13 protein-coding genes are annotated in these 14,570 nt (G+C 41.9%); 6 read left to right on the top strand and 7 right to left on the bottom strand.

Annotation, left to right across the window (positions count from 1 at the left end; all coding sequences use genetic code 11):
- The first annotated feature begins 14 nt into the window (after positions 1-14).
- A complete protein-coding gene (locus tag M23134_RS02305) occupies positions 15-731 on the top strand; it encodes a LytR/AlgR family response regulator transcription factor (protein ID WP_002693522.1) in 717 nt (238 codons plus the stop codon).
- A 103-nt stretch (positions 732-834) separates the two neighbouring features.
- Here M23134_RS02305 and M23134_RS02300 read toward each other — a convergent pair whose 3' ends face one another.
- On the bottom strand, positions 835-1,413 hold the full coding sequence (locus tag M23134_RS02300) for a phosphatase PAP2 family protein (RefSeq protein WP_045112837.1): 579 nt from the start codon (positions 1,411-1,413) through the stop codon (positions 835-837).
- Positions 1,414-1,581: 168 nt separating this feature from the next.
- Positions 1,582-2,376 (bottom strand): SDR family oxidoreductase, encoded by a 795-nt coding sequence (locus M23134_RS02295; protein WP_002693519.1) that lies wholly within the window; start codon positions 2,374-2,376, stop codon positions 1,582-1,584.
- 221 nt (positions 2,377-2,597) lie between these two features.
- Here M23134_RS02295 and M23134_RS02290 point away from each other — a divergent pair, with 221 nt between their 5' ends.
- Entirely contained in the window at positions 2,598-2,984 is a 387-nt protein-coding gene (locus M23134_RS02290) for a DUF1987 domain-containing protein (RefSeq protein ID WP_002693517.1), read from the top strand.
- A 231-nt stretch (positions 2,985-3,215) separates the two neighbouring features.
- Here M23134_RS02290 and M23134_RS02285 read toward each other — a convergent pair whose 3' ends face one another.
- The 3 genes from M23134_RS02285 to ppk2 all read right to left on the bottom strand — a co-directional run bounded on the left by M23134_RS02285 (position 3,216) and on the right by ppk2 (position 7,553).
- Positions 3,216-4,649, bottom strand: a complete 1,434-nt coding sequence (locus M23134_RS02285) for an MFS transporter (protein WP_002693515.1) — start codon at positions 4,647-4,649, stop codon at positions 3,216-3,218.
- A gap of 424 nt (positions 4,650-5,073) precedes the next feature.
- Positions 5,074-6,393 (bottom strand): peptide MFS transporter, encoded by a 1,320-nt coding sequence (locus M23134_RS02280; RefSeq protein ID WP_002693513.1) that lies wholly within the window; start codon positions 6,391-6,393, stop codon positions 5,074-5,076.
- Positions 6,394-6,698: 305 nt separating this feature from the next.
- Entirely contained in the window at positions 6,699-7,553 is an 855-nt protein-coding gene (ppk2, locus tag M23134_RS02275) for a polyphosphate kinase 2 (protein ID WP_002693511.1), read from the bottom strand.
- Positions 7,554-7,652: 99 nt separating this feature from the next.
- Between ppk2 and M23134_RS02270 the strand changes: the two genes are divergently transcribed.
- The 3 genes from M23134_RS02270 (at position 7,653) to M23134_RS02260 (ending at position 10,705) form a co-directional block, all read left to right on the top strand.
- Complete coding sequence (locus tag M23134_RS02270; protein ID WP_157558298.1) at positions 7,653-8,807, top strand: metallophosphoesterase family protein; 1,155 nt, start codon at positions 7,653-7,655, stop codon at positions 8,805-8,807.
- Positions 8,808-9,057: 250 nt separating this feature from the next.
- Positions 9,058-9,435 (top strand): four helix bundle protein, encoded by a 378-nt coding sequence (locus M23134_RS02265; RefSeq protein ID WP_002693507.1) that lies wholly within the window; start codon positions 9,058-9,060, stop codon positions 9,433-9,435.
- A gap of 187 nt (positions 9,436-9,622) precedes the next feature.
- Positions 9,623-10,705 carry a WD40/YVTN/BNR-like repeat-containing protein gene (locus tag M23134_RS02260; RefSeq protein ID WP_002693506.1) on the top strand — a complete coding sequence of 361 codons (1,083 nt, stop codon included), beginning with the start codon at positions 9,623-9,625 and terminating at the stop codon, positions 10,703-10,705.
- 297 nt (positions 10,706-11,002) lie between these two features.
- On the opposite strand, the gene M23134_RS02255 is transcribed toward M23134_RS02260, so the two are convergent.
- The gene (locus M23134_RS02255) at positions 11,003-12,160 is read right to left on the bottom strand and encodes an acyl-CoA dehydrogenase family protein (RefSeq protein ID WP_002693502.1); all 1,158 of its coding nucleotides are present in this window, start codon (positions 12,158-12,160) and stop codon (positions 11,003-11,005) included.
- Positions 12,161-12,667: 507 nt separating this feature from the next.
- On the opposite strand from M23134_RS02255, the gene M23134_RS02250 reads away from it, so the two are divergent.
- On the top strand, positions 12,668-13,582 hold the full coding sequence (locus M23134_RS02250) for an LIC11966 family surface protein (protein ID WP_157558297.1): 915 nt from the start codon (positions 12,668-12,670) through the stop codon (positions 13,580-13,582).
- A gap of 261 nt (positions 13,583-13,843) precedes the next feature.
- On the opposite strand, the gene M23134_RS02245 is transcribed toward M23134_RS02250, so the two are convergent.
- Positions 13,844-14,233, bottom strand: coding sequence for a PKD domain-containing protein (locus M23134_RS02245; protein WP_002693500.1), 390 nt, complete (start codon positions 14,231-14,233; stop codon positions 13,844-13,846).
- Positions 14,234-14,570 lie beyond the last annotated feature (337 nt).

Here is a 14,570-nt window from a genome sequence, read left to right as displayed (position 1 = left end):
TATATTTGCACCTTATGAAAGCAATCATTATAGACGACTCGCGGCTGGCGCGTCAGGAACTCCGCACTTTACTCAAAGTACATCCTACCATAGAAATACTCGACGAAGCAGCCAATGCAATGGAAGCCGCAGAAAAAATAGCGCAACATTCGCCTGACCTTATTTTTTTGGATATAGAAATGCCCGGCAAAACCGGATTCGAACTTTTGGAAGAGCTAACCATTACCCCACAGGTAATATTTACCACTGCCTTTGACGAGTATGCTCTGAAGTCGTTTGAATACAACGCCCTCGACTATTTGCTTAAGCCTGTGCAACCTGTGAGGCTCAAAACTGCGATAGAAAAACTTTTGGCAAGTGCCACCACCCCACTACCATCTGCTGCCAAAGAAATACTGAGCGAACACGATCAGGTGTTTGTAAAAGATGGGGAACAGTGTTGGTTTATTCAATTAAAAAAGGTGCGATTGTTTGAGATAGAAGGCAACCACACCCGTATCTTTTTCGAAGACCACCAACCCCTCATTGCCCGCTCACTCAATTATATGGAACAACGACTCGATCCTCACGTTTTTTTCAGGGCTAACCGTCAGCATATCATCAATTTACAATGGATTGACAAAATTATTCCCTGGTTTAGTGGCAACCTGAAGGTAATGCTCAAAACGGGAGAAGAAATAGAGATTTCGCGAAGGCAAGCCAATAAATTTAAAGAGTTGCTGAGTTTTTGATGGTTCAATTTTTCAACAGAGAGAGATTTTCTTAAAACCATTATTGCAGCAACGATATACATCGGCACCTAAATACTTGTAGCTTATACCTTGTTGCTCCCAACTACTCCTTTACCATTACCCCAGCCAACCTTTTGTACACCTGGTACATGAACCAGGCAGCCAAACAGCCCACCAAACCACCTACTAAAATATCGCCGGGGTAGTGCACCCCCAAATAAATGCGGCTATAGGCTACTACAAACGCCCAGGCAAACATCCAGCGCCAGTGCCCCCGAAACAACAAAAACATAAACATTGCCATGCCAAAAGCATTGGCTGAATGCGACGAAGCAAACCCATAAGCCCCTCCCCGATATTCGTGCCCATTGGCGTCTTTTACTACGTGGGTGGTTGCCCTTAGTTTTTGTTCGTGCGAGGGACGTGGGCGTTTGAAGTGGGGTTTCATAAAACCAGAAGTAAAACGATCGGCAATGATGACCACCAATACTATAGATACTACCGCCAACAAGCCTTTTTTCCAACGCAAACGCATGACCATTGCCACGACCAAAAACACGTAGAACGGAATCCAGGGGGTACGGGCACTTATCCACCACATCACTTGGTCCCAGAAAGGAGAGTGGAATCCGTTTAAAAAAGTAAATAGCTGAATATCAGCTTGTATTAATTGATGTAACATATCTCTATTATTTGCAACACAAGCAATTTATGGGCAAAGTTAATCAGTATTTTTTAAATCGGAAGTGGACGTGTACAGGCTTTGGTTATTCATCTTTAGTTTTCAGTCAAAGCCCAAATTTCAGTATTTAAAAACAGCCCAACATTTACCTACTTAGAAGCTAGAGTACTACGCTACTTTAGCCTTGCGCACCATGTGGGCAAACAAACGAGGGAAAAATTTCTTGACAATGATTCCCAGTTTTTCTCTTGCCCCACTGATAATGACCTGCTGCTTGCGCTTGCGAATGGCGCTGGCAATAAGGGCTGCGCAACGTTCGGGCAAAATACCGCTGCCAGTGGTGCTGTCCATTGTATTCTGGGCAGAGCCATCTCCGGTAAGGGCATTGACCGATACGTTGGTTTGGATATACCCAGGACACACCACCAACACCTCTACGTTGTGGTGGTATTCTGCCCTGACGGTTTCGAAAAAAGAAATAACGGCAGCCTTGGACGCTGAATAGGTAGAACGCAAAGGAGCGGCGAGTTTTCCGGCAACGCTACTGATAATGGTCACATGTCCTTGTTTTTGAGCAACCATGTGAGGCAACACCGCCTTGGTAAGCAAGATGTTTCCAAAGTAATTGACTTCCATAATCTGGCGATCTACCTCGGCGAGTGTCTCTTTGATAAGGCTCCGCTGACTGATGCCACCGTTATTGATGAGGTAATCTATTTGCCCAAATTTTTGAACCACTTCGGCTACTTTATCGGCAAAAGTGTTGCTTTGGGCAAGGTCAAGGGGCAATACCAATACATCGGCAGCAGCACCACATTGTTTTTTTACTCGTTCGAGCTCAGTTTGGCGGCGTGCCGATAGTACAAGCCGGGCATTTTGTGCGGCAAAATGATAAGCCAGGGCTTCTCCAATGCCTGAAGAAGCCCCCGTAATCCATATTACTTTATTTGTAAACTTTGACATGGTATAAGTATACACCCTTGCTACAAAGCAGGCAAACTTTCGGGAAAGTAAATTTATAGAGAATCTAAAAAATCAGTTTTGGATTGAATATGACAAAAAAGAAGGGTTTTCATTCTTTTATCGAACAGAATCAAACGTTGAACGATTCTTTCCACCTATTCTTTCCTTTTTAAAGTATTTACACTGAACACACAATTACACTATTTTATTTAGAAATACTTATGGACGATTTAAGAATGAAAGACAAAGAGGGAAAAAGCTATATTTTATTCAATAGACATACAAACCTCTTCGAAATTTATGGAGAAGACAGTGAACACATTACTGCTTTTTATCAACAAGTAAAAGATTGGCTCGAAGCATACATACAAGTAAGCCACAAACCAATATCAGTAAATTTACAGTTTCTCCAATATCACTCTTCATCCTATGCTGCGTTGCTTCAAATACTCCAGTTATTCAATGATTTGTACACCAACAAAAAAATATTGATAATGATCAATTGGTTTATAAACTGTAGTGACATGAAAACAATGAAAGATGTAAAAACAATTAAAAGTAAAGTGGGAGTTTTGCCCCTCAATATCTTGAAAGTAGATAAGGCATGAAAGCCACACTTAGCCCTCCTAAAAACCTCTATTGATTCTTCCTGAGATAACTACTCACACACCACCTCAAAAGGCATGACACATCCTTGCCGTATGCTTAAAGGCATATAAGTAGCAGCAAGTAATAAGCTACAAGTAAGAGTAACTTGCTCATCATAAAGTAGTTACACCTATTCATTAGGCATGTTTAATTCTGCCTTGGTACTTGCCCCGCTAAAAACTCTATTATACTTACTTCGTTGATGTTACCACTTCATTGGGCTGATAGGTAATCGCATTTTTGTTGGTAATCAACAGATTGCACAAACCCGCAATGACCAAACTGATCCCTGCCACTATCATCGCGTGAATGGTTTGGTTACCCAATAGTTTGTAGGCAATATTGACCCCACCAAGTGCAGCAACGATTTGAGGAATTACGATAAACATATTGAAAATCCCCATAATTACCCCCATCTTTTTAGGGTCTACCGAACTCGACAACATGGCATAGGGCATAGAGAGAATGCTCCCCCAAGCAAAACCAACCAGGGTAAACGAAAGGATAAGCCACTGGGGCGAAGGCACAAAATACATAGAGATAAAACCGATGCCTCCGGCAATGAGCGACCCCATGTGCACAAGTTTCCGATTGATTCGCCTGTGGGCAGTATAAAAGGTGAGCAACAAAGCAAAAACCATAGAAGAAAGCCCATAAATGCCCATGTAACTCCCTACTTGATTTGATGATTTTTGGAATGCTGTACTGGCCACTTTAAACGCCTTGGCAGCAGCAGGGGAAGCCATATCGTAGGCACTTTTTACTGGCATAGGGGTCTGGAAAACGTGCTCGGTCAAGGCGGGGTTAGCCATACTCCACATGGTAAAAAAGGCAAACCAGGAAAAAAACTGAATCAATCCCAGCTTTTGCATGGTAGGGGGTATAGTTTTGATGTTGTCGAGAATATCGGCAACAAAACGCTTTTTCTGCTGTTTTTGGCGCTCAAACTCTTCCAGGTCTTCGGGGGGGTATTCGGTGGTGGTAAAAATGGTATACAATACACTTGTTAAAAACACAAAAGCACCAATGGCAAAAGCCACTTGCACCGACATAGGAATGCCCCCACTGGCGGTAGTCTCATTACTTACGCCCAACTGCGACACCATCCAAGGCAGATTGCTTGCCACCCAGGTACCTATGCCTATGATCAGGGTTTGGGTAATAAACCCATAAGAACGTTGTGATTCGGGTAGTTTGTCGGCAACCAATGCCCGAAATGGTTCCATAGAGATATTGATGGAGGCGTCTAAAATCCAGAGAAACCCAACTGCCATCCATAACGCGCTTGAGTGAGGAACAAAAAACAAAGCAATAGAACTCAACACTGCGCCAATAAAAAAGTAAGGACGGCGGCGCCCCCACCTGGGATGCCAGGTGTGGTCGCTGAGGTAACCAATGATGGGCTGCACCAATAAACCAGTGAGCGGTGCGGCAATCCATAACATAGGAATGGCTTCTTTGTCGGCTCCCAAAGTTTGAAAAATACGGGACATAAAGCCTCCTTGTAGGGCAAAACCAAACTGAATGCCTAAAAAGCCAAAACTCATGTTCCAGATTTGCCAAAATGATAGGCGGGGTTTGCTTGTTTTTAGTTTTGCTGTTGCTTCCTTTGTAGTTGTTAACATTGACTCAATTCTTTTAAGCTGGATTTTTATAATTCCTGTCAATACACAGGTGAATGATCCTTTGCAATATATTAAAATTCACAGATTTTTGCTTGCATAAAATATAGTAAAAATCTAATTCAATGGTAAGATAGTAGAAAAACCCGCTTGAAAGTTCCTGTATAATGTTCCATTATTACACTATTTTGAATACCAAAGCAAATGTTTACATTTTTGTGGCAAAATAGAAGAGAAATCAAGCCAATAGTTGTCTCCACAAACAAAAGATAGCAGTCGTCGCACAAGTACTGCATTGGGACGAACAAATTGTATTATAAAGGCAATGCCTGATGGACTCTAAAGCACAAAAAACGGCTATATGTAGCCGTTTTTTGTGCTCTGTGTGTGTACTTGTGTAGACAACAGTACAGCAAAAATAAATGTACTAAGTAACTTTCACTGCATCTTTTGCTTCTTTTCTGTCCTCTTTTATGCCTTCTTCGAGCTCGTCTTCTCTGGTCATTTTCTTGAGCCTTTGGGCGAAAACCAACAACAAACTACCCGTAAGCACCGACACAATGACCAAACCCGAAAAAATATTCAACTCGCCCAGTTTGCCCGCAAGTTTGCCTACCTCCGCAGCAGCAATATTGGCAAAACCAGTGGCAGCAAAATAGGCACCCATCATAGAGCCTACCAGGGCTTTGGGGGCTATTTTAGAAATGTAAGACAGCGCCACTGGCGAAATACACAGCTCGCCAATGGTATGGAACCAATAAGCAAAAAACAACCAGTAAAGTGCCGATTGACCAGCACTGGCACGTTGCATAGATGCTCCCACCATAAACAAAAAACCAACACCTACCAGTATAGTGCCTATCCCCATTTTGGCTATAGCCGATGTTTTACGGACTGCCCAAAAAGCGGCCACTACCCCACCAAACAATAGTATATACCCCGCGTTGATGCTCTGAAACATGCTGGCGGGCACCTCCCAACCAAACACCACCCGATTCGTGTATTTCTTGGCGTACAGATTCATCAGCCCTCCGGCTTGTTCAAACGACATCCAAAACACAAAAATGACCAAAAACAATATGCCCAACACAACCAAACGATTGATATCGGTACCCGATAGTTTGAGGCGTTCTTTGGGTGCCTCCTGGCGTTGTTTTAGGTTGTTGCCCACATGCTTAAGGTAGCGTTGCCCCCATATAAACACTATTTGCCCCAACACCATGCCAAACCCAGCAAGGCTAAACCCATAGTGCCAACCATAGGTTTCGCCCACAAAACCTATAGAAAGGGTGGCGAGAAACGACCCCAGGTTGATGCCCATATAAAAAATGATAAATCCTGCATCCCGACGCTTTTGTTCGGTATACAGTTCGCCTACCATAGTAGATATATTGGGCTTGAGCATGCCTATGCCCGCTACAATAAAACAAAGGGCTACATAAAATAATGTAGGGTCAGGAAAAGCCATCATAAAATGCCCTACGCACAATAATGCTCCCCCTATCATTACTGAACGCTTGGGACCCAGCCAACGATCGGAAATGATGCCACCTGGAATAGACATGATGTATACCATGCCAGTAAAAAGCCCTAACAAACTCAAAGCTTCTGCCTCGCCCCAACCATAGCCACCTTTGGTCTTAGACACCAAAAACAGCACTAACAAAGCTTTGAGCCCATAGTAACTAAAGCGCTCCCACATTTCGGTAAAAAACAGGATAAACAACCCTTTAGGATGATTTTTCATAGTTATATAGTTTGGTTATTATCAGTATTTTCAACTTGTATACTTCAAATATCCAAAATACTATTTGGCATTCATGGGGTTATTAGGCAAGTTGCTATGCCGTATGGTGAAGTGCTATATATCATTGTCAACTGAGGGCACTTGTCGCTTGAAGCTTACTACTTATAGCTTAAAACTTGCCTCTACAAAGGCTTTCATACATCACTAAAAATCAACGTGATATACAAACGTGAAACCTTGTAAAGCAAGGGACAGCTTGAAGCTTGTGCGTGCCTAATAAGCTTGTTACTTATAGCTTACTATAATCAATCTGAATGGTCTGAATGTCGGTGATAACGCATCACTACGTTAGGGTCGGGGTGCAACGACACCTTGGCATCACTTTTACCCTCATAATCGAAATGCGCCAAGACATAACGAATAGATTCTAACCTTGCCTGACGCTTATTATTGGCTTCTACTATGATCCAGGGGCTATACGAAGTATGCGAATGGCTAAACATATTTTCTTTATACACGGTGTATTTGTCCCACATACCCTGGGCTTTTTGGTCTACCGGGCTTAGTTTCCACTGCTTAAGCGGGTTTACCTTTCGTTCTTTAAACCGCTTCTGTTGTTCTTCTTTCGATATGGCAAACCAAAACTTGATCAACACCAGATCATCTTCATACAACATATGCTCAAACTCAGGTACCTGATGCATAAACTGATCGTACTGTTGCTTGGTACAAAACCCCATCACAGGCTCCACCACCGCACGATTGTACCAGCTTCGGTCAAAAAACACCATTTCACCCGGATTGGGCAAATGACTCACATACCGCTGAAAATACCACTGCCCTTTTTCTACATCGGAAGGCTTGGGCAAAGCCACTACCCGGGTGGCTCTCGGACTTAAGTGTTGGGCAAATCGCTTGATGGTGCCACCTTTTCCGGCAGCATCGCGCCCTTCAAAAATAATAGCCACACGCCTTTTATCAGTTTGAATCCATTTATGTAGCTTATTTAACTCTGCCTGTAGCAGCACCAACTCATCCTCGTAGCGTAATTTTTCCACGATTTTCTTCCAGTCAATATGTTTATGCTTCAGCAGCTCTTTTAATCCCTTGCGGGTATTAATCAGGTGCAAATCTTCAACGGTGAGATTATAGTCCGACATATTTCTTACTTCTTTAACATTTTAACAACAAGAATTCTAGAGATTAAACTCTAAATTTAGCCCTCATAATACATAAAATATTGTTGTAAAATGTTGAATTTGAGAAGATTTATAGCAACACTGGCTTTTTTTATCACCCTTTCGGGAAATTTATTTGCCCAGCAAACTACCCAAACAGAGTTTAGCTTTGTGATATTGGGCGACAGCCAGTTTAACACCCCTGCCTTATTTAACAAAATAATCAACGAAGTAGCCCAGCTCTCGCCCGCGTTTGTCATACAAGTAGGCGACTTGATCAAAGGTAAACTCCAGGGCAAAGACACTACTATGAAACAATGGGCAAGGTTTAAAGACCAACTACTGCCCTTGGGCAACACGCCTTATTACCCTGTACCCGGCAACCACGATGTGTTGGACAAAAAAGGAAATCCTTTGCCCTATTACAAACAGTATTGGGGCAAAACCAACTATTCGTTTGACTACAAAAACACCCACTTTACCATACTCAACAGCAACGACGGTAAAGAAGCGCAAATAGGCGAAGCACAAATAAAATGGTTGGAAAAAGACCTCAAAAAAGCCCAGAATAAAGCCCACCGAATGGTGTTTTTTCACCACCCCGTTTATACCTTGAAAAACCACGAGCAATTGCACTCATTGTTTGTAAAACATAAAGTAAAAAACGTGTTTTATGGGCATCGTCATCATTACGAATACACAGAACGCGACGGCATACAATATGTGATGACCAACGCTACCGGAAAATCGGGCACTCACGAGTTGCGCAGTGGTACTTTTCCTCACTTTTTACTGGCCACTGTTCGCGATCAAAAATTTAGCTATGCCATTATCAAAGCAGGCAGCATACTGCCACCCAAAATGGTATACCCACGCGACAACGAAAACTTTTTGCTGTATTATTACTTATTCAAACCAAAGTTTGCCCACTTTAGCCAACTCAAGAAAACCCCCGAAGGCTATGAGGTTAGTTTCCACATGAATAATTTCACTTCACAAGACCTTCATTTTTACCTACAATGGGACAACCCAGACGGACGCTGGGAGGTAAGCCCTCACAAGGCTACGCAAGTATTTTTGAAGAAAAAGACCAAAAACCACCCCATGAAATTTATCTTAAAACGTACCGACCAATCACGCCCTGAGGGTAAATACCCTACTTGTACGGTCAAAACTATGTTTAAAACCAGTAACGGCGTGTGGCTAACACCAACGCATCAATTTAAGGTGAAGTAGGGAGGTAATTGTTTGATGGCTCTGTTGTTTGATGGTTCGCGAAGCGACGCCCATATCAAAAACAGTGAAACACTATTATATCAATATACAACAATGCCAACAGTATGCACACCAAATTAAAAAATTTACCTTACTTGATTAATAGTCTAAACTAGACAGGTAAATTATCAGCTACGAGTTTATCACTAATGACTTTGTCTTGAATGTTGTATCAAGCAACATGAAAACCATAACATAAACTATCAAAATAATGGCGAAAAAATATTTAACTCTAAACGATGTAGAAGCTTACAAAAAGGCTTTTCAATTGAGTAACGACGTGTGGGAGCTGGTTGCGCATTGGGACTATTTTGCCAAAGATACAGTAGGAAAACAATTTGTAAGAGCAATCGATAGCATTTCGGCAAACATTGCTGAGGGTTTTGGAAGGTATCATAAGAAGGATAAAATAAAATTTTATTTATACGCCAGAGGTTCTTTGTATGAATGCTTGGATTGGTGCGAAAAGGCAAAAGTAAGGAAGTTAGTCACCCAACAACAATACGCACACATATACACTCAATTAAAAGATTTACCTTATTTGATCAATAGCCTCATTAAGTATACGAATGATAAACTAGACAGGTAAATTGTCAGCTACCAGTTTATCACTAATGACTTTGTCTTGAATGTTGCGTCAAGCAACATGAAAACCATAAAACCATAAAACCATAAAACCATAAAACCATAAAACCATAAAACCATAAAACCATAAAACCATAAAACCATAAAACCATAAAACCATAAAACCATAAAACCATAAAACCATAAAACCCATGAACAAAAAAACACTACTCATTGCCACCAGCAAAGGATTGGCAGTGTATAAAAAAAATACCCAAGGCAAATGGATATTTGATCATATGCACTTTGTAGGCATGTCGGTATCGGTGGCAAGGCAAGCCCCCCAAAACGGATATTGGTGGGTATGTCTGGCGCACAAACACTGGGGAACCAAGTTGCATTATTCACCCGATGAAGGCGCTACCTGGGCAGAAATACCCGCCCCCAAATACCCCACCCATGCCGAAATAAAACCGGGCAAACCCGCTACCCTCAAGTACGTTTGGCACCTAGAAATGGGGCAAGCCCCCGGAGTGCTATGGGCAGGTACCGAGCCCGGCGGCTTATTCAAAAGCAGCGACAACGGACAAAGTTTCGTGCTCAACGAAGCCCTCTGGTATGAGCCATCTCGCCCTGACCATTGGTTTGGCGGCGGTCGAAACCACCCAGGCATTCATTCTATAGTGGTAGATTCGAGCAACTCCCAACGAATATGGGTGGGCATTAGCTGTGCAGGGGTTTTTGAAACAGCCGATGGGGGTAAAACCTGGTTGGTGCGCAACGAAGGTTTAAAAGCCGATTTTTTGCCTAACCCAACCGCTGCTGTAGGGCACGACCCACACCTGATGTTGCAATGTACGCATCACCCAGAAGTATTGTGGCAACAAAATCACTGTGGCATTTTTAGGTCTACCAATGGTGCCCAAAGCTGGCAAGATGTAACCGACCCTACAGGTATTACCAAGTATGGGTTTACTATAGCCATAGATGATGACAACCCTGACCGAGCCTGGGTAATTCCGGCTACCAGCGATGACCGCCGGGTGGCAGTAGATGGGGCACTGGCAGTGTATTATACCGAAGATGGAGGCAAAACCTGGACAGACTTTCGGGAGGGTTTGCCCCAGGCACATTGTTTTGATATTGTCTTGCGCCACTCGTTGGCACGCCATCAAAATACTATGGCGTTTGGCACTACTACAGGCAACTTATTTTTATCAGAAGATGCCGGAGAGTCGTGGCAAGCCTTGAACCACTACCTACCCAAGATTTGCAGTGTGCGGTTTGCCTTGTAGAAATGATGAAACAGCGGCAAGCCTTGAAATATAGGCATTATGAGTGCTCGCCTACCAAAAAAAGGTTTTAGTCTGGCCAATGGCAGACTAAAACCTTTGAGTTTCAAGTCGAGATGACTTGCTTATATAAATATCTAGTTATGACCAAGTGGTCTACATTACACATTTGCTAGCTATCAAAGTTGTAAACACCTTACAAACTTGATAGCTCCCTATGGAGTAGGGAATAGCACGGCTATTCATCGGCATCTAAGGACTTGCGACTTGTCGCTTAAAGCTTGCCCCCTGCCAAAGCTGCTAACTAAATATCTTTCTTGAAATCAACTCTTTCATAATTTCATTAGTGCCCGCATAAATACGCTGTACGCGCGCATCGGCATAAGAGCGGGCAATCTGGTAATCCCAAATATAGCCATAGCCCCCGTGCAACTGTACACACTCATCGGCTACTTTGCACTGCAAATCGGTCAGCCAATACTTCACCATCGAGGCAGTGGCGCCATCTAGTTTGCCTTCATCGTGGAGCTCGGTACAATAATCGGCAAAAACCCGCCCTATCTGTACCTCAGTAGCAAGTTCTGCCATTTTGTATTTGGTGTTCTGAAACTGCGCCACTGACTTGCCAAAAGCCTTGCGTTCTTTGGTATATTGAATAGTGGTTTCCAAAGCTTTTTCAGCGGCACCTATAGCCCCTAATCCCACTACCAAACGCTCTTGTGCCAGTTTGTTCATCAAGTAGCCAAAACCTTTACCTTCTTCGCCCAGTAAGTTTTCTTTAGGTACTTTTACATTGTCAAAAAACAATTCACAAGTATCTTGAGCGTGTAAACCCACCTTTTCAAAAGGCTTGCCTTTGCTAAAGCCTTCAGCGGCGGCTTCCATCAACAATAGTGAGGTTCCTTTGGCACCTTGGGCAGGATCAGTTTTTACCGCCACTACTACCAGGTCGGCAAGGTAACCATTGGTAATAAAAGTTTTAGAGCCATTGACCAAGTAATGATCTCCTTTGTCTTCGGCAGTAGCGCGCATGCTCTGCAAGTCGCTGCCTGCGCCTGGCTCGGTCATCGCTATGGCTAAAATACTTTCGCCCGACACAGTTTTGGGCAAGTATTTTTGCTTTGTTTCCTCTGAACCATACTCCAGTATATAAGGTAGTACAATATCGTTGTGCAATGGGTAACCTACTGCTGGTCCTGCACAACCCGACTGAGCGATTACTTCAGTAAAAATAGCATTGTAACGAAAGTCTTCAATCCCCAAACCTCCATAAGCTTCGGGTACTTGCATGCCCAAAAAGCCATTTTCACCTAGCTTTAGCCACGATTCACGCGAAACCATGTGGTCTTTTTCCCATTGGGCATTGTGAGGGGTAATCTCCTGGGCTACAAAATCTGCCAATGACTGGCGAAATAACTCATGTTCTTCGTTGTATATTTTTCGGGGGATAAAATGCATATAATGTAAGTAGTTTGCAATTGATATTTTTCACTACAAATATAAACGAACTTTCTATAGTGGCTAGAGTGCAGCTCACAAATTTTTATTTATCTGCATTATTGTGCATATTTATCAGTCAATAGTCCATAGTATTTAGTCGATAGTCCATAGCTGATTCGAGTAAATGTTCACCTTGTTAAATACTGTAAACCAGTATTTTAAGATTGCGTACTCACTTTATTTTTAAAAGTGTTTCGGTTTTGCGTCTAAACACCCAATTAAGTAGTTTTTAAATTCATAAATAACTGATAACCAGTAAACAACTTAGACTAAAATCACTGCGGAGTATTGTCAGTCTAAGAGTATGTTTAAATATCATAACCTGGGTTAAAAAAGTAATTTTTAACTCTGAAGACACGCTTTAAGCAATACTCTAAACAAGAACAATTCATTCAACAAAATTTAGTGGTCATGAGACAATCATCTTTTTTATATTTATTTTCAGCTGCTTTTTTCACCATTTTCATGGGATTTTTTTCTCACCAAGTAAAAGCACAGGAGTTTAGCAATGCGGGCGAATACTGGGACGCTATCATGAGTGCCCAAAGTAAAGTGATGAGCAAAAGTGTAGGGTATGTGTCTAAGTCGGTACACAGCGACAACGACCGGATCATTGAGCGCAAGCGACGTGCTGTGGTAAGCCAAATAGACGAATCTTTGGCACGTTTAAAAGAGCTTAAGGCGTTTAATGGCAACGATCGCTTTCGCAAAGAAGCATTGGCTGTGCTACAGCAAATGAAAAATATTTATACCATTGAGTTTAAAGAAGCAAGCTCGCTCCAAAAAAACAGCCAAAGCTCTTACCTGGCAATGGAACGCTACTACAAGGCTCAAGACCATGCCGAAGCCAAACTCGACCGCGCCGACAAACGCTTCAAGGCAGCCTCTAAGTACTTTGCCAAGCAAAACAATATCAAAATTGTAAACGAAGGAAGAAAAGACGATGCTATTGAAAAGATGGGACAGGTAAACCGCTATACTCGTTCTATTTACCTCATAGACTTTAAGCTGTCAAAAGCCAACGCAGGATTTATGGATGCCTTTGAAGCAAAAAAAGCGGGGGTTATGGAACGTCACCGTAAAAAAACCCTGGCTGCAGCACGCGAAGCATTGAACAAACTTAAGGCAGTCAAAGATTTTTATGGCAACTCAGATTATAAAAAAGCCGCCGAAAAAATAGCCCGATATCGTAAAAAATTTGCTTCTAAAGAATACACAGAATTGGTCACATTTACCAAAAACAGCAAAAAACTCACCCGCAAAGATGTAAAGCGTGCCAACCAAATCATACAAGAGCTCAACCAAAAGAACAACCAGTATGTACAAACGTTTAATATGGCGGGGCGCGCATTGCGTCAACAATATACGCCTAAGCAGTAGTTTAATTGATCTGATCATAAACAAAAAAGCCTTACTGTCACCCAGTAGGGCTTTTTTGTAGAATCAAGTCCTCTAACTCAGGTAAGTTCCTCAGCCTGCCATTGCAGGTATTTCAAAAACCATAGCTTATTCAAGGCTTTGGAGCGAGACAGCCACACGGCTCACAAAAAAAGACTACCCCAAAACTGAGGTAGTCTGCAAATTATATGCGCTTGCCCTGGCTAAATTTAGCGCTATATCAACCGTTGGGCAAAAGTTTTTTTAAGGTTCCAGCTTATCTACAACAATCAATGCACCATCTGAGGCTACATTGCCATTGAGTCTATGCGTTTCAGTAACTTTTGCATAGTAAAACCCTTTTCTTTTCGGGTATTTATGAACAACATAAGGAGCACTAGTAGTAATACTCGTATTATCTCCAAATGTCCACTTAAAGTAATTGTAACTGGCATCGGTAGTACCCTCTACCCAGAAAGCAACAGTGTAGTCGCCTACACGCTTAGCCCTAAGCGTTATGTTTTTCTTATTAGTTACACTACTTTCAGTAGTTAATTCTGGTTTTGCAGCTTGATCTGGTTGCACATTTTCTTGCTTACAAGAAACAAAAAAAGATATAAACATGCAGGCTGTAATTATTTTAAGGTATTTCATTGGATAATGGTTATTAAAAAAATAATTGTTAAAATTTTGTTAATAAAGACCGGTCATTTGGCTCGCAAGGTAGGAAGTGTTTTGATTTTTCGTGTAATTTACATGTAATTTTATTCATTGTTTTTCACTATAAACACTTCAAACCTTATAGATAAAAACTACCACTCACCGTTGATATGTGCTTTTTGGGTAGAAATGTTTTAGTGATCAAATAAAAATAGTGAATACAAAGGCGTGTAACTAATTTCTCTTTTTACAAAGAAGTCAAAAACTTGTTCGAACAATTTACTTATCAAAACCTGACTATCGTACAAACCCTGTGGATTATTGGTACTCC

This window comes from Microscilla marina ATCC 23134, from assembly GCF_000169175.1.
GTDB classification, from domain to species: domain Bacteria; phylum Bacteroidota; class Bacteroidia; order Cytophagales; family Microscillaceae; genus Microscilla; species Microscilla marina.
This window is presented reverse-complemented; position numbering and strand designations above follow the sequence as displayed.